This window comes from Bacteroides sp. L008 (assembly GCF_040812255.1).
GTDB classification, from domain to species: Bacteria; Bacteroidota; Bacteroidia; order Bacteroidales; family Bacteroidaceae; genus Bacteroides; species Bacteroides vicugnae.
The window spans coordinates 1,584,102-1,601,747 of record NZ_JBFNXO010000001.1 but is presented as its reverse complement, the minus strand read 5'-3'; the positions used below and the strand labels follow the sequence as shown (position 1 = coordinate 1,601,747).

Here is a 17,646-nt window from a genome sequence, read left to right as displayed (position 1 = left end):
ATATTACAATATCCGCTCTATGGCATTTATTCAATCTTGGTTAACCATTATCATTCTTGTGGTTTTTTTCGTAAAGTTGCGAATAGGTCTGGTTTTGTATCTCGCTTACTTTTTTTTGGTTCCATATTTTAATATAAATTTTTTAGGGATTTCTCTGAGCTGGAATTTTGCGAATATTTTACTTCTTATTGCTTTTGTCATAGATTATTATAAACATCACGGTAAAGTTAGGTTGGATTTGCGTCCATTCTATCCATTTATTTTTTTCTATGCCATGATGCTTATTATGATGCCTTTTCAGGAGTTTGTTCCAACAGATATTGCATTGAATTCATGGCGTGCAAATATGATGACTAATTTAGTATTACCAATAGTTATGTGGAATGTGTCTAGATATGATCCTAAAATCATTAGATATAGTAGAAACTGTATGATTATTGTAATTATTGTCATCGTTATATATGGAATTTTCTTGTTGACCTTGAATGGATTAAATCCTTATGTCTATTTTATGGCACAGATTAATAATGCAGAATTGCGTGAGGCTCAATTTGGTGAGCAAATGGCTCGGCTTATTATCAAAATATCATCGGTGTTCACTCACCCTATGATTTTCGGTCTATTTTTAGGCTTAGCAATGGTATACCTTTATTCTTTGAAAGATAAAATAAAACCATTATTTGTATATTTATTGATGTTTTTTATTATTGTTTGTATTTTTCTTTGTGGCATTCGTACTCCGATAGGTGCCATGTTTCTGACTGTTTTCTTTTATCTATTAATGTTACATCGAATTAAACCGATGATATATGTCGCTGTTATAGGATTTATTGGTTATATTATTATTGAAAATATACCAGAATTATCAGCAACGATAGATTCAATTTTTATTAAAGATAGTCGCCAAACGAATGTGGAAGGTTCTTCTATTGATATGCGTATGGAGCAACTGAATGGTTGCTTCAGGGAAATACAGGATTGTTTAATTTTTGGAAAGGGATATGAATGGTGTGGTTATTACATGTCTATTCATGATCTTCACCCTGTTTTATTAGCTTTCGAGTCTCTTATTTTCGTTGTACTTTGTAATAGTGGTATAGTAGGCTTGTGTGTGTGGGTCATTACATTTGTTTGGTTATTTAGGGGTGCATATAGAATGAACAAGAATGTTAATGTAACATTGTTTGTGATTACATTAGCTGTTTATTACATTGCTTATTCAGCTATTACAGGAGAATATGGTTATATGAAATATTTTATTATTTTCTATACGCTATTATTAATGGAGTCGAAAATATTTATAGGTAGAAAACATAGATTTGAGTAAGCTATTTAGTTTATCAGAAATATGTATATATTATTATTTTACTAAAATTTATTAAGTGTTAATATATAAGATATGATTACAAAAGCAAGAGTTATTGCATTTTACCTCCCTCAATTTCATCCAATTAAGGAAAATGACGAATGGTGGGGAAAGGGTTTTACGGAGTGGACAAATGTAGGAAAAGCTAAACCCTTGTTTAAAGGACATTATCAGCCACGAGTTCCTGCGGATTTAGGCTACTATGATTTAAGGATGCCTGAGGTTAGAGAAGCGCAAGCGGATATGGCACGTGAGGCAGGGATAGAGGGATTTATGTATTGGCATTATTGGTTTGGTAATGGTAAGCAGATACTTGAACGTCCTTTTAATGAAGTTTTATCGTTAGGAAAACCTGATTTCCCATTTTGTTTGGGATGGGCTAATCATAGTTGGACGCGTAGGACGTGGAATAGTGATGCCCAAAAACATAAGAATTTAGATTTGATGATACAAGAATATCCTGGTGATGAGGATATTGTAAAGCATTTTGATAATGTATTACCTGCGTTTAAGGATAAAAGATATATCGCTGTGGATGGAAAACCTATGTTTTTGATATACGATCCCGAAGCTTTACCTGATGCAAAACACTTTATTAATATATGGCAGAATTTAGCAAAAAAAAATGGACTGTCAGGAATACATTTTGTCGGGCTCCAAAATGCAGCTGTTGATAGGTATCAAAAGATCTTTGATTTAGGTTTTGACGCATTAGCTCCTTCAAATTTGTGGCATGCGGAGGAACAATGTAAGGGACGTTGGAGTAAGTTACTTCAGCATAAGTTACGTCAAGTTTTTCCTAATTATACCCCTCTTGATAAATATAAATATAGTGATATTATTTCTAATTTTTATACATCTTATGATTATCGGGAAGATGTATATCCATCAATCATTCCTAATTGGGATAGATCACCACGAGGAGGGCGTCGTGCAGTAATTTATACTGATTCTACTCCTGCTCTTTTTGAAGAACATATAAAAACAGCATTAGAGATAATTTCAAAGAAACAGGACGAACATAAAATTCTATTTTTGAGATCTTGGAATGAATGGGCAGAGGGAAATTATGTAGAACCAGATTTGAAGTTTGGACATGGGTATTTGGATGCTTTAAAAGAGTCTATTGGAGTGTGATACTTTTTGTACAAACGGAATTTAATAGAATAACGATGTTATTGACGCATAACTTCCTTTTGTTTAATCTATTGATAACTTGTGATATAATAATATGAAAATATTGGAACTACATTATTCTACTGCAGCTGCTGGAGCTGAAAGGTTAGTAATAGACCTATCTAATGAATTATCTAGAAATAATGAATTAGTCTTATGTACTACAGATGATGACTCAATTTTGGAAAACTCATATTATAAGAATGAGATTAGTGCTAGAATAAAATATATAAATCTAAAGTGTAAGAGTGGATTAGGGGTAAAATCAATCTGGCGTATCTTGAAAATTATAAAAGAAGAAAAGCCTGATATAGTACATTCTCATGCAAATCTGATTACATTATTTTTACCCGCAATATTATTGCCTGGTATAAGATATTTTCATACTATACATAATCTTGCTGAGAGATGTTTAATCAATAAAAATCTAAAATTCATATATAAATGGTTTTATAAAAAGAAAGTGCAGCCGGTGACTATCTCGCAGTTGTGTCTTGATTCATATAAGAAACTATACAATATGGATAACGCTATAAACATAGTGAATGGGCGATCAAGACTCCAGCAAACAACTGATTATGATAAAGTGACTATTGAGTTGAATGAGCTAAAGATACATGATGATGATAAGATCTTCGTACATGTAGCTCGGTGTGCTAAAGCAAAGAATCAAAAGTTGTTAGTAGATACATTCAACCGTTTCTTAAATGAGGGAAATCATGGTATTTTGATATTAATTGGTACAGCGTATGATTCGGAAGAAAATATACATATTCTCAATAATGCGCAAAAAGGAATATATTGGCTAGGTGCAAAAAATAATGTTGGTGATTATCTGTTACAGGCTGATTTTTTTGTGTTATCATCTTTATTTGAAGGACTCCCAATTTCATTATTGGAAGCGATCTCTTGTGGCGTTATACCAATATGTACACCAGCAGGTGGAATACCTGATGTAATCAATAGTGAATCTAATGGATATGTTTCTAAAAGTTTTGATGCAGATGACTTTTATTATACTTTGAAAAGAGCATTTGATGATGAAAAGTATTTTAACAGAATTCATTTAGAAGAATATTTTGAGAATAATTTCTCCATGCGTCATTGTGCAGAAGGTTATTTTAATGCATTTAGTCACAATGATACAGAGTAGGTTAGAACTTAAACGTTATCTTAAAGAAGATAAAAAACGTAATCCTTTATGTTATCCGTTTCTACAAAAAATAACATATAGTGAGAATTATATAATTCATCGATATCTAAGATTACTACGCTATTACGAATATTATTTAAATAATAGACATTGGTATAATTTTTTGCAATATAGCTATTATTTTATCATGTATAGAAGGTATGTAGTAAAAACGAATATCTGCATATTCCCAAATACTTTGGGAGCAGGATTACAAATAATGCATCCTGGATTTAGGCGTGTTGATATAATGGTTAGGGGAGGAGATAATTGTACTTTATTGCCTCTAGTTTTATTTGGTAAAAAAAGGCCAGGTGAAAAAGGTACAATTATTATGGGAGATAATTGTTATGTAGGAACTGGTGCGACAATACTTGGTCCGGTTAGAATTGGTAGTAATGTAACTATTGCTGCAGGAGCTGTGGTGATTGATGACATTCCTGATAATTGTATTGTGGGTGGGGTTCCTGCTAAAATTATTAAGTATAAATAGTGTAGTACTAAGTGAAAAATCGTATTTATTTTTTTGCAAATTTTGGGGATTGGAGTAAAATACCATTCGGAGGCGGGGAAGTAGGTAATAGAAGAACTCTTGCTCTATTGAAAAAACTCAATTATGATATTGTTCTAATCCCTAAATATATAAGGGTTAATGATCATTCATTAATTAACTCTATTGAGTTGTTATTTAAAATAATCTCAAATATTTTTTTGTTTGCAAAGACTTTAATAAATGGACAAAGAAAGGGAGCTATAGTTCATATTGCTGGCTTTTATGGTATAATGATATATTTTGAATATTTATTAATCGCCATTGCTAAAGTACTTCATTATAAAGTCATTTATGAAATGAGAGGTGGAGGTGCTAATAAATATTATGAAGAAGGGCATTTCCTATATAAATTCTTTTTTAAAAGAGCTATAAGGAGAAGTGACGAAATATTTTCTCAAGGGAAAGAAAATTTTTCTCTAATAAAGAAAATAGATACCAATAAGAGAATCTTCTATTACCCTAATTATGTTCAAGGTGATTTTTACCCTCAGCAGTATCCTCAAAAGCCGAAAGATAAAATTAATTTGATGTATTTTGGACGATTATCTAAAACGAAGAATACCGATATTGTTATTAATACTTTTATTCTATTGGCGAAAGAGTATAATAATGTTTATTTAGAAATTATTGGAAATAGCGAAAGTCAATTCTATACAGATTATATTAAAAATAAAATTAAAGAAAGTAACTTAGAATCTCGTATAAATATTCTTCCTGCTTGTAATCATAAAGAATTGAAAAAACATTTAGTAGATAAAAGTTTTTATATTTTTCCGTCAAAAGAGCCACGAGAAGGCCATTCTAATGCTTTAACTGAAGCTATGGCGTGGGGATTGATTCCTATAACGACTTCACAAGGATTTAATAGAAGTGTTATAGAAAATGATTCACTTATTGTTGAGAAATTAGATGTGAAATGCTTCGTAAATAAAATAAAGTACATTATAGATAATGATTTGATAGAACAGTTTTCATATAATTCTTATAATCGAGTTTTATCAAACTATACGGATGAAATTGTATTGGAGAAACTGAAAGAAGAGTATGATTTCCTATTTAATGTAAAGTTTACAAGTTAATTGAAATAATTGTTAGGTATTATAAATCCTACATACTTATTGGTGAAATATTTAGTAGAGAGATTATTCTCCTGTACTGAATACTGACATACTTGCTGTCATTACAGACGAGCGACAGCCTTTTATATGTAAATATAGATTTGCATATTACTCTGAAATGAAAGCAAGAATGATAGAATTGATAGATTAAACAATTTGTGATTTATGAAAATTTTAGTAACAGGTGCTGCAGGCTTTATTGGGTCTAAATTAATGGGTGTATTGGCATCTAGAGGCGATGAGGTAGTGGGGATTGATAGTATAAACAACTATTATGACGTCCGATTGAAATATGGCCGATTATCGGAAATGGGTATCATGTTGAATGATGAATTTGTATGGAATCAACCGATACAAAGCTCTAGGTATGAGACTTGTAGATTTATACGGATGTCTATTGATGACCGGCATGCCATGGAAGAACTTTTTGAAAGGGAACATTTTGAAAAGGTTGTAAACTTAGCTGCGCAAGCTGGAGTGAGATATTCTATTACAAATCCATATGCTTATTTACAAAGTAATTTGGCTGGTTTCTTGAATGTATTGGAATGTTGTCGTCATTATGAGGTGAAACATTTGGTGTTTGCATCTTCTAGTTCCGTATATGGTCTAAATTCGAAAGTACCGTATTCTGAGGAAGACAAAGTGGATACTCCAGTTAGTTTGTATGCTGCAACTAAAAAAAGTAATGAATTGATGGCACATAGTTATAGTAAACTGTATGGCCTTGCTGTGACTGGACTTCGTTTCTTTACTGTTTATGGTCCATGGGGACGTCCTGATATGGCTCCTATGTTATTTGCTAGAGCTATTTCAAATGGAGAACAGATAAAGGTTTTCAATAATGGAAATATGATTCGTGATTTTACATATATTGATGATATTGTTGAAGGTACAATACGGACACTGGATCATGTTCCGGTAACACAGAAAAGCTCGAATGGAGTAGCATATAAAATATACAATATAGGATGTTCACATCCTGTAAAATTGATGGATTTTATCCATGAAATAGAATCTGCCATGGGCCATGAAGCTGAAAAAATATTCTTACCCATGCAGCCTGGAGATGTGTATCAGACTAATGCTGATACCTCCATGTTGAAAAGGGAAATTGGCTATGAACCAATGGTTACATTACACGATGGGGTCGCAAAATTCATACAATGGTATAAGTCAGAGAAAAATCCTTTAAAATAATCATTGTTATCTAAAATTTTTAATTATGAATATAGCAGTTGTAGGAACTGGATATGTTGGCTTAGTAAGTGGAACTTGCTTCGCTGAAATGGGGGTAAATGTAACGTGTGTCGATGTTAACGAAGAGAAAATCAAAAGCCTGTTAGATGGTCAAATTCCAATCTATGAACCTGGGTTAGATGAAATGGTATTACGTAATCACAGGGAAGGTAGACTAAACTTTACAACAGATTTAAAAACTTGTTTGGATAATGTAGACATCGTTTTTAGTGCTGTGGGAACGCCTCCGGATGAAGATGGAAGCGCAGACTTAACTTATGTTCTGGAAGTAGCACGTACTGTAGGGCGTAATATAAACAAATATGTATTGCTTGTCACCAAATCCACCGTACCTGTAGGTACAGCTCAAAAGGTAAAAAAGGCTATTCACGAAGAGTTAGAGAAAAGAGGAGTTGATATTGAGTTTGATGTAGCTTCAAATCCGGAATTTCTGAAGGAAGGTGCTGCTATTCAGGATTTCATGAGACCAGATCGTGTGGTAGTGGGAATAGAGTCCGAAAAGGCGAAGGAGCTTATGAGTCGTTTGTATCGCCCTGTTATGCTGAATAATTTCCGAGTAATCTTTACGGATATACCTTCTGCAGAAATGATAAAGTATGCAGCAAATAGTATGTTAGCTACACGTATTTCATTTATGAATGATATAGCGAACTTGTGTGAATTAGTAGGGGCAGATGTGAACATGGTGCGAAAAGGTATTGGAGCGGATACACGTATTGGTAGTAAATTTTTATATCCTGGGTGTGGATATGGCGGTAGTTGTTTCCCTAAAGATGTGAAAGCTCTAGTTAAGACTGCTGAAAATAGAGGCTATGAAATGAGAGTGTTGAAAGCTGTAGAAGAAGTAAATGAAAATCAAAAACATATTGTGTTTAATAAACTTTGTAAGCATTACAATGGTGAACTTCATGGGAAAGTTATTGCAATTTGGGGATTAGCATTTAAACCAGAAACTGATGATATGCGTGAAGCAACAGCGTTAATCACTATTAATCAGCTAATTAAAGCAGGTTGTAAAGTTCAGGTATTTGACCCTGTAGCAATGGATGAATGTAAACGCCGTGTCGGTGAAGGAGTTACTTATGCGAAAGATATGTATGATGCAGTATTAAATGCCGATGCTTTATTGTTGTTAACGGAATGGAAACAATTTCGCTTGCCAAGTTGGGGTGTTTTGAAGCGCACAATGAATAGCCCTGTAATCATTGATGGACGTAATATATATGACCCGGTAGAAATGATGGAAAAAGGGGTTACTTATTATTGTATAGGAAGGTAATACTTTTCGTTTTAATTCCACTTTAAACTGAGGCGAATATCATCTTTTCTACTTAATAGCACATTTCGAAAGTCCTCATAATCAGATAATTTCTTATTTAATATATATGAAACTTTGTCTTAAAACAATTATTCTTCTGAAGAATCAGAAGGATTTATCGTCATTACCCGAAGGCAAGTTGCTGATTAATACGATTAATGCTCATTCGTATAACACTGCCTTGAAAGATCCGCTTTTTCAGGAAGCATTATTAAAAGGAGGAGCATTGATTCCGGATGGTATCAGTATGGTGCTTGCTTTTAAATTTCTACGGGGTGAAAAAATAGAACGTACAGCCGGATGGGATTTGTTTCAATATGAAATGAATAAATTAAATCAGAAAGGGGGAGTATGCTTCTTTTTGGGAAGTAGTAAGAAAACATTGTCTTTGGTGTGTGAAAAAGTGAAGACTGTCTATCCTAATATTCAAGTTAAGACTTATTCTCCTCCTTACAAATCGAGTTTTACAGAGGAAGAAAATCGAGAAATGATTAATGCAGTAAATATGGCTAATCCTGATCTGCTTTGGATTGGTATGACTGCACCCAAGCAAGAAAAATGGGCTTATGAGCATTTGAATGAACTTAATGTTCATTGTCATATAGGTACAATTGGAGCTGTATTCGATTTTTTTGCAGGAACTGTGCAGCGGGCTCCTCAATGGTGGCAGAAAAACGGATTAGAATGGGCATATCGTTTATTGAAAGAACCGAAAAGAATGTGGCGTAGGTATATTATAGGAAATGTTTTATTCTTGTGGAATATTTTAAAAGAGAAAAATGGAATGATTATGGATCATAATTAATAGAGAATATTTTATGAAAAAAATAGCATTAATTTCAGGTATTACAGGACAAGATGGTTCATTTCTGGCAGAATTTTTAATAGAAAAAGGTTATGAGGTCCACGGTATTCTTCGCCGTTCTTCATCATTCAATACAAGTCGTATCGAACATCTTTATTTAGACGAATGGGTACGTGATATGAAAAAAGACCGTTTGATAAATCTCCATTATGGTGATATGACAGATAGTAGTTCTTTAATTCGTATTATTCAGCAAGTCCAACCAGATGAGATCTATAACTTGGCAGCTCAAAGTCATGTAAAAGTATCTTTTGATGTTCCCGAATATACAGCCGAGGCTGATGCTATTGGTACACTTCGTATGTTGGAAGCGGTTCGTATTTTGGGTATGGAAAAGAAGACTAAAATTTACCAGGCTTCGACTTCTGAATTATTTGGTTTGGTTCAGGAAGTTCCTCAAAAGGAAACAACACCTTTTTATCCCCGTTCTCCATATGGAGTGGCTAAACAGTATGGTTTTTGGATTACCAAGAATTATCGTGAAAGTTATGGAATGTTTGCGGTAAATGGAATCCTGTTCAATCACGAAAGTGAGCGGAGAGGTGAAACTTTTGTAACTCGTAAAATTACGTTGGCGGCTGCACGTATTGCTCAAGGTTTACAAGACAAACTTTATTTGGGTAACCTTGATTCTCTTCGTGACTGGGGATATGCTAAAGATTATGTAGAATGTATGTGGTTGATTCTCCAACATGATGCACCTGAAGATTTTGTAATTGCTACAGGAGAGTATCATACAGTACGTGAATTTACTACGTCAGCATTTAAAGAAACAGGTGTTAATCTTTGTTGGGAAGGCAAGGGGGTAAATGAGAAGGGGATTGATGGGGCCACTGGGAAAGTTTTGGTGGAAGTCGATCCTAAATATTTTCGCCCTGCAGAAGTTGAACAATTATTGGGTGACCCTACAAAAGCAAGAACTTTACTTGGTTGGAATCCTCGGAAGACATCTTTTGAAGAACTTATAAAAATAATGGTTTCTCATGATTTGAAATTTGTAAAGAGGCTCTACATGCAAGAGTCGATGAATAGAGAATAATATTGCTGTCATATTAGACAAGAATTTTGAATAGTATATGGTAGAGTATTCTGGTACGGTATTTTTTCACTGTCGTGCACATAGGTGGTATTATGACTAATTTATATCAATCATAACTAAAAACATATGCAGGAAGTCCAACGTTTTAACAAAGTCCTAAAATCTTGTGTCCTTTTGGGGGATCTTATTTTGCTGAACCTGCTTTTATGGGGATTTGAACAGTTTTTTGGTAACCGCTTTTGGTGCGAGAATTGTGGTTCCATCCTTCAAGGTATGGCTTTGATAACTTTATGTTATCTACTTTGTAATATGCACTCCGGAGTTATTCTTCATCGTTCGGTAGTCCGTCCTGAACAAATCATGGTCCGTGTTTTACGTAACATGGTTCCTTTTGTATTACTTTCAGTCTGTATTTTATTACTTTTTCATTTTGAGTTTTCTCATTCCCGGCTTTTTGGTTTGTTTTATATTGTTCTGATATTGGTAATAGTAAGCTATCGTTTGGCTTTTCGTTACTTTTTGGAACTTTATCGTAAGCAAGGAGGGAATGTTCGTAAAGTGATATTGATTGGAAGTCATGAGAACATGCAGGAGCTTTATCACGCAATGACAGATGATCCCACTTCGGGTTATCGTGTTCTTGGATATTTTGAGGATTTTCCTTCAGACCGTTATCCAAGCGATGTTTCATATTTAGGGCATCCTCAAGAGGTAAACAACTTTTTAGAGCAGAATGTGGGGCGAGTAGACCAGCTTTATTGTAGTCTTCCTTCCGCTCGTAGTGCTGAAATTGTTCCTATTATTAATTATTGTGAGAACCATTTAGTTCGTTTTTTTAGTGTTCCGAATGTTCGCAACTATTTGAAACGTCGGATGCATTTTGAAATGTTGGGAAATGTTCCTGTTTTATCTATTCGTCGTGAACCTTTAGAGTTGCTTGAGAACCGTATAGTAAAACGCACTTTTGATATAGTGTGTTCTACATTATTTTTATGTACCATTTTCCCATTTATTTATATTATTGTTGGAGTTGCTATAAAGATGAGTTCTCCGGGACCTATCTTTTTTAAACAGAAGCGTAGCGGTGAAGATGGAAAGGAGTTCTGGTGTTATAAATTCCGTTCAATGAGAGTGAATACTCAATGTGATACTCTCCAGGCTACAGAGCATGATCCACGTAAAACTAGGATAGGGGAGATTATAAGAAAGACTAGCATTGATGAACTTCCACAATTTATTAATGTGTTTAAAGGCGATATGTCTATTGTTGGCCCACGTCCTCATATGTTAAAGCATACTCAAGAATATTCTCAATTAATCAACAAGTTTATGGTTCGTCATTTTGTTAAACCGGGTATAACAGGATGGGCACAGGTAACGGGCTATCGTGGTGAGACAAAAGAGCTTTGGCAGATGGAAGGTCGTGTGATGCGTGATATTTGGTATATTGAGCATTGGACATTTTTATTAGATCTTTATATTATGTACAAGACAGTGTATAATGCAATTCATGGAGAAAAGGAGGCGTATTAATAAAAGTTTGGTAATTAGTTGTAATAAAATAAATAAAATAGATTATGAGAAGACTTAATAAGAAGTTGGGATTGTTGTTGTTACCTTTTTTGTTGGTAGCTTGCCAATCGTATAAAAAAGTTCCTTATTTACAGGATGTGGAAGTTGTGGAACAAGCAACTCAACAGGAGAATTTGTATGACGCTAAAATTATGCCAAAGGATTTGTTGACAATTGTAGTGTCTTGCACCAGTCCGGAATTGGCTTTACCATTCAATTTGACAATTGCTAGTCCCAGCGGTATAGCCTCTAGTAATTCAACCTTTACCACGGCACAACCAATGCTGCAACCTTATCTGGTAGATAATGAAGGAAAAATTAATTTTCCTGTATTGGGAGAATTGAAGTTGGGAGGATTGACAAAGAAACAAGCGGAACAGATGATTGTCGATAAATTGAAGCCATATATTACAGAAACTCCAATTGTAACAGTGCGTATGGTAAATTATAAAATATCAGTGATTGGTGAGGTGACTCGTCCGGGTACATTTACAATTTCTAATGAAAAGGTTAATTTATTAGAGGCACTTGCTATGGCAGGTGATATGACTGTTTATGGACTTCGTGACAATGTAAGACTCATTCGTGAAGATTCAAGTGGGAAGCAACAGATTATTACTCTGGATTTGAACAAGGCTGAAACTATTCTTTCTCCTTATTACTGGTTACAACAGAACGATATTATTTATGTGACTCCGAATAAGGCGAAAGCTCGTAACTCTGATATCGGTAATAGTACTAGTTTATGGTTTTCTGCGACTTCTATTTTGGTATCACTTGCCAGTCTATTGTTTAATATCTTAAAGTAACGTCTTAAGAGATGAAAGAAAAAAAAGTATATAATGTGGAACAGGAAGCGAATGAAGAGAAGATTGATTTTCAGGAAATTCTGTTTAAATATTTGATTCATTGGCCTTGGTTTGTTGGGACAGTTGTTGTCTTTTTGCTAGGGGCATGGTTGTATTTGCGTATGGCTACTCCGGTATATAATATATCAGCTACAGTGCTGATAAAAGATGATAAAAAAGGGGGAGGAGCAGGTATGGCATCAGAATTGGAAAATTTAGGGTTGGATGGTTTGATCTCTTCTTCTCAAAATATCGATAATGAGATTGAAGTACTTCGTTCTAAGACTATTGCGAAAGAAGTTGTTATAGATTTGAATTTATATATATCTTATAAAGATGAAGATGAATTTCCGGCACAGGATATGTATAAGACATCTCCTGTGCAAGTTAATCTGATTCCACAAGAGGCTGAATTATTGGATGATCCTATGATTGTGGAGATGGCTTTACAGCCACAAGGAAGTTTGGATGTAAATGTAAAGGTGGGAGACGATGAATTCCAAAAGCATTTTGATAAATTACCTGCAGTTTTCCCTACTGCAAGGGGAACATTAGCTTTTTTCATGAGTCCCGATTCTTTGATTTCTAAGGGAACTGAAGATGTTGATTTGGAGAAAAAAGTTCGTAATATAACAGCGACTATAAATAATCCTTTGCGTGTAGCAAGATGGTATTGCAAAAGTATGACTATCGAGCCTACTTCGAAAACAACTTCTGTTGCAGTTATATCATTGAAGAATTCCAGCTTACGACGTGGGCAGGATTTTATTAATAAGCTTTTGGAAATGTATAATATCAATACGAATAATGATAAGAATGAAATTGCTCAAAAGACAGCGGAGTTTATTGATGAGCGTATTGGCATTATATCAAAAGAGTTAGGAAGTACTGAAGAAAGTTTGGAGACTTTTAAACGAAATGCTGGTATTACGGATTTGACGAGTGAAGCTCAAATAGCTTTGACAGGAAATGCGGAGTATGAAAAGAAACGTGTAGAGAACCAAACGCAAATCAATTTGGTAGAGGATTTGCGTAGATATATGAGAGGAAATGAATATGAGGTACTTCCTGGTAATATTGGTCTGCAGGATGCCGGACTCGTAGCTCAAATTGATCGTTATAACGAAATGCTGGTGGAACGTAAACGTCTGTTGCGCACTTCTACAGAAAACAATCCTACAATTATAAATCTGGATACAAGTATTCGTGCGATGAAGATGAATGTGGATGTTACTCTTGACCGTACTTTACAGGGACTACTGATAACAAAAACAGATTTGGATCGTGAAGCTAGTCGTTTTTCTCGCCGTATCAATGAGGCTCCGGGACAGGAGCGTCAGTTTGTGAGTATTGCTCGTCAGCAAGAGATCAAGTCTGGATTGTATCTGTTGCTTTTACAGAAACGTGAAGAGAATGCTATTACTTTGGCTGCTACAGCTAACAATGCTAAAATAATTGATGATGCTATTGCTGATGAAATTCCTGTATCACCTAAAGGTAAGATGATTTATTTAATTGCTTTAGTTCTAGGTGTCGGAATTCCTGTAGGTGTCATTTATTTAATCAATTTGACTAAGTTTAGGATTGAAGGTCGTTCTGATGTAGAAAAGCTCACGAGTTTACCTATTGTCGGTGATATCCCATTAACTGATGAAAAACAGGGAGCTATTGCTGTATTTGAGAATCAAAATAATCTGATGAGTGAAACCTTCCGGAATATCCGAACGAATCTTCAGTTTATGCTTGAAAATGATAAGAAGGTGATTTTGGTTACTTCTACAGTCAGCGGTGAGGGTAAATCTTTTATCTCTGCTAACCTTGCTATTAGTCTTTCTTTATTAGGGAAGAAAGTGGTAATCGTAGGTCTTGATATTCGTAAACCGGGTTTGAATAAGGTCTTTAATATTCCGAGAAAAGAAGTTGGTATAACTCAATATTTGGCCAATCCGGAAAAGAATTTGATGGATTTGGTACAGCTTTCCGATGTCAGTAAGAATCTCTATATTCTTCCTGGTGGAACAGTTCCTCCTAATCCGACCGAATTGTTGGCCCGTGATGGATTGAATAAAGCGATTGAAACGCTCAAGAAGAATTTTGATTATGTGATTTTGGATACCGCTCCTGTTGGTATGGTAACTGATACTTTGTTGATTGGACGTGTGGCTGATCTATCAGTTTATGTCTGTCGTGCAGACTATACTCACAAGAATGAATATACTTTGATTAACGAACTTGCTGAAAAAGATAAATTACCTAACCTATGTACTGTGATAAATGGTCTGGATTTAAAGAGAAGAAAGTACGGTTATTATTATGGTTATGGTAAATATGGTAAGTACTATGGTTATGGTAAGCGATATGGCTACGGTTATGGATATGGAGAACAATCTCATACCAAGGAAGAGTAGATTCAATATAGCGGTCAATGGGTTTCGATGCAGAATGCATAGGTAAGATTTATTGGTGACCAAGATTTTTTTAAGTTAATAATGTCATAGAGTACTTTTAATACTTTACACAAAAGTGAGATGGAACATGTAGGTCCCTAACTTCATGCTACACACATGAAGTCCCTACATTTTGTGGTCAGGAAATATACGGCGGTGTATTCCTGATCAACGCCCTCATGTCGGTGTAAATCCGATGTGATTTCTATTATATCAACTGTCTGTGAAGATCGTTGATATTTGAAATGATATTATCACTAGATAATATACAACTCAAAACGGGAGATAGCACTTTTGTTGTCTTCCGTTTTTATATTGAATACTTCTTCATAATGTAAGCATCCGATAAAGTACCCGTTTTCTCTGTCATATTTTCATAGCACCTTTGCCTGTGCAATATTGCATGAACTTCTAACATATTTTCATTATGACAAAAGAACAATTTACCTCTTTACAGGAACTGCATCGTTTAAGCGGTCTGAGTCTTCTGAAATTTCTGCAACGTGAACATGTCAGTTACTCCACGTACAATTATTGGAAACGTAAATCTTCCAGTGTTCCCGATCACGAGACATCTGCTCCCCAATCAGTCTTAGCCCCCATCAGCCTGACGTCCCCCTGTATTGCTTCCTCCTCTTCTGTTTCCGGAATGACCCTGTTGTTTCCTAATGGCGTCCGTGCCCATTTGGGTGCCGGTATGGAAGAGGCCGCTTCCCGTTTGATTAACCAATACGCCTGTTGCCATGTTCTGCCTGAATGATACGATGCGGTATTTTCTCTGCCCCGGCAGGACTGATATGCGCAAGGGTATCAGTTCTCTCTGCGGTGTGGTACACGAGCGTATGGGCTGCAGTGTCAGGAACGGTGATGTATTCATCTTCATTGGCAGCAGCCGTAAATTGATGAAGCTTCTCCATGCCGAGGATGGCGGTCTGGTGATGTATGTCAAGCGCCTTGAAGCCGGTCATTTCAAGATTCCCGAATATGACGAGAAATCGTGCAGCTATCCGATGGAATGGCGCGATCTTGTCATTATGGTGGAAGGAATCCGTGAATCTCCCGGGCAGCGTTTGAGACGTCTGAGGGCGGAACGAAATGTATATACTGTATAAAAATAGATGTCGTATTCCTTGTCTGTCCGGGATATATTTTGTACATTTATAGTGTAATTAAAAGAAACGGATTATGACTCAGGAAGAGATGCTTTCACAGATGAACTCAATGCTGCAGTCCCTGCAGCAGGTGAACGCATCCCAGGCTGAGACCATTATCAGGCTTACCCGGCAGAATGAATCCTTACAGAACCGTCTCAATGAGCTGACGGCTCAAGTCGCATGGCTGAACCGCCAGCTTTTCGGTCACAAGTCAGAGAAACTCCCGTCTCTTGATTCCAACCAGCCTGACCTGTTCGGTGACTTTCTTCCTGATAACGCGGCTGAACTGGAAAAAGCGCGTGAAGTAGCGGTGCAGACAATCACAAAAGAAACGGTGGAGAGCAAGAAACGGGAACGGAATAACCGCAGGATAATGGAAGGTCTTCCCGTACTTGAAAGGGTAATCATCGAGCCGGAAGACATTGACCTGGAACTGTACAGGAAGATTGGTGAGGAAGTGACCCGTGTGGTGGAACATAAGCCCGGACAACTTTATATAAAGGAGATTGTACGGCCCAAATATGCCCTTAAAGACAACACTTCACTTCCACCGGTCGGCAGAAAAGGAGTGGAGATAGCCGCCATGCCGCTGTTGCCTATATACAAAGGAATAGCGGGACCTACACTTTTGGCGGAGATACTCCTGCAGAAATATGAGTATCATCTTCCCTTCTACCGCCAGGTGAAACAGTTGCATCACCTGGGCTTCAAAGCTAGTGAAAGTACCATAGACGGATGGTTCAAGCCTGCGGTTGAACTTCTCAAGCCACTTTACGAGGTACTCAGGCAGGAAATCATGAAATCCGACTACATACAGGGGGATGAAACGACCGTACCTGTACTGGACAAGGCAGGACATCAGACCAACAAGGAATACTTGTGGATGGTCAGGGCGGTAGTCGAACGACTGGTGCTTTTCCATTATGACAAAGGATCACGGTCAGGTACGGTGATAGGGCAACTGGCTAAAGACTTCAAGGGTTATTTCCAATGTGACGGCTTTGAGGGTTACGAATCGGCTTTCAAGGTCAACCCGAATGTGCGCCTTGTTAACTGCATGGCTCATATACGCAGGTATTTTGAGCAGGCACTTGCTGAAAACAGGCAGATGGCGGAACATGCCTTAAAAGAAATACAGCTTCTATATCGCATAGAACATGACTGTGACCAGAAGCAGCTTACAGAAAATGAACGAATGGGAAAACGTCAGGAACTTGCCGGACCTATTATGGATGCCTTGAAGCTATGGATGGAAACAGAAGGGATAAAATACAGCCCAAACAGCCTGACCGGAAAGGCGATAACCTATGCCTATACCCGCTGGGAGAATATGATGAGGTATCTGCAGGATGGACGTATCCATATTGATAACAATCTGGCGGAAAATGCCATCCGACCAATCACATTGGGTAGAAAGAACTACTTGTTCTGTGGAGACCATCAGGCGGCCGTCAGCATGAGTGTCGTCTGTTCGTTACTGGCTACGTGCAAAGCGCATAAAGTAAATCCGCGCACTTATCTGAATGACGTTATAGCAAGAATGCCATATATGCAGAAGGCAAATTATGAGGAACTGTTACAAATGTTGCCACACAAATGGAAGGAAAAGAATAAAGAATGATGGAGATACAACGATAGATGGCTGCTTACCAGGAAAGGAGATACAGCCATTTTTTTATAGTGTACTTTATCGGATGCTTACTTCATAATAAATATTGGTACTTTATTGGGAGCTTAC

At 36.2% G+C, this 17,646-nt stretch carries 15 protein-coding genes; all 15 read left to right on the top strand.

Annotated elements, in window-relative coordinates; genetic code table 11:
* The first annotated feature begins 19 nt into the window (after positions 1 to 19).
* Positions 20 to 1,327, top strand: a complete 1,308-nt coding sequence (locus AB3G73_RS06535; RefSeq protein ID WP_367743863.1) for a hypothetical protein — start codon at positions 20 to 22, stop codon at positions 1,325 to 1,327.
* Between the two features lie 72 nt (positions 1,328 to 1,399).
* Entirely contained in the window at positions 1,400 to 2,503 is a 1,104-nt protein-coding gene (locus AB3G73_RS06530) for a glycoside hydrolase family 99-like domain-containing protein (RefSeq protein ID WP_367743858.1), read from the top strand.
* A 94-nt stretch (positions 2,504 to 2,597) separates the two neighbouring features.
* The gene (locus tag AB3G73_RS06525) at positions 2,598 to 3,695 is read left to right on the top strand and encodes a glycosyltransferase family 4 protein (RefSeq protein WP_367743854.1); all 1,098 of its coding nucleotides are present in this window, start codon (positions 2,598 to 2,600) and stop codon (positions 3,693 to 3,695) included.
* Positions 3,682 to 4,227, top strand: a complete 546-nt coding sequence (locus tag AB3G73_RS06520) for a serine O-acetyltransferase (RefSeq protein WP_004303670.1) — start codon at positions 3,682 to 3,684, stop codon at positions 4,225 to 4,227. The genes AB3G73_RS06525 and AB3G73_RS06520 overlap by 14 nt, the downstream gene beginning before the upstream one ends.
* 11 nt (positions 4,228 to 4,238) lie before the next feature.
* Entirely contained in the window at positions 4,239 to 5,366 is a 1,128-nt protein-coding gene (locus tag AB3G73_RS06515) for a glycosyltransferase family 4 protein (RefSeq protein ID WP_004303669.1), read from the top strand.
* Positions 5,367 to 5,570: 204 nt separating this feature from the next.
* The gene (locus AB3G73_RS06510) at positions 5,571 to 6,605 is read left to right on the top strand and encodes an NAD-dependent epimerase (RefSeq protein ID WP_117938030.1); all 1,035 of its coding nucleotides are present in this window, start codon (positions 5,571 to 5,573) and stop codon (positions 6,603 to 6,605) included.
* A gap of 25 nt (positions 6,606 to 6,630) precedes the next feature.
* Positions 6,631 to 7,944, top strand: coding sequence for a UDP-glucose/GDP-mannose dehydrogenase family protein (locus tag AB3G73_RS06505; RefSeq protein ID WP_004314912.1), 1,314 nt, complete (start codon positions 6,631 to 6,633; stop codon positions 7,942 to 7,944).
* A gap of 106 nt (positions 7,945 to 8,050) precedes the next feature.
* Positions 8,051 to 8,788 carry a WecB/TagA/CpsF family glycosyltransferase gene (locus AB3G73_RS06500; RefSeq protein ID WP_004314913.1) on the top strand — a complete coding sequence of 246 codons (738 nt, stop codon included), beginning with the start codon at positions 8,051 to 8,053 and terminating at the stop codon, positions 8,786 to 8,788.
* 13 nt (positions 8,789 to 8,801) lie between these two features.
* Positions 8,802 to 9,887 carry a GDP-mannose 4,6-dehydratase gene (gmd, locus tag AB3G73_RS06495; RefSeq protein WP_367743834.1) on the top strand — a complete coding sequence of 362 codons (1,086 nt, stop codon included), beginning with the start codon at positions 8,802 to 8,804 and terminating at the stop codon, positions 9,885 to 9,887.
* Positions 9,888 to 10,013: 126 nt separating this feature from the next.
* Entirely contained in the window at positions 10,014 to 11,420 is a 1,407-nt protein-coding gene (locus AB3G73_RS06490; RefSeq protein ID WP_004303664.1) for an undecaprenyl-phosphate glucose phosphotransferase, read from the top strand.
* A gap of 44 nt (positions 11,421 to 11,464) precedes the next feature.
* A complete protein-coding gene (locus tag AB3G73_RS06485) occupies positions 11,465 to 12,268 on the top strand; it encodes a polysaccharide biosynthesis/export family protein (RefSeq protein WP_004303663.1) in 804 nt (267 codons plus the stop codon).
* Between the two features lie 11 nt (positions 12,269 to 12,279).
* Entirely contained in the window at positions 12,280 to 14,715 is a 2,436-nt protein-coding gene (locus tag AB3G73_RS06480; protein ID WP_367743825.1) for a GumC family protein, read from the top strand.
* A 466-nt stretch (positions 14,716 to 15,181) separates the two neighbouring features.
* Positions 15,182 to 15,514, top strand: a complete 333-nt coding sequence (locus AB3G73_RS06475) for a hypothetical protein (RefSeq protein ID WP_217723764.1) — start codon at positions 15,182 to 15,184, stop codon at positions 15,512 to 15,514.
* On the top strand, positions 15,498 to 15,866 hold the full coding sequence (tnpB, locus tag AB3G73_RS06470; RefSeq protein WP_195650752.1) for an IS66 family insertion sequence element accessory protein TnpB: 369 nt from the start codon (positions 15,498 to 15,500) through the stop codon (positions 15,864 to 15,866). The genes AB3G73_RS06475 and tnpB overlap by 17 nt, the downstream gene beginning before the upstream one ends.
* A gap of 73 nt (positions 15,867 to 15,939) precedes the next feature.
* Entirely contained in the window at positions 15,940 to 17,529 is a 1,590-nt protein-coding gene (locus AB3G73_RS06465; RefSeq protein ID WP_195650751.1) for an IS66 family transposase, read from the top strand.
* Positions 17,530 to 17,646 lie beyond the last annotated feature (117 nt).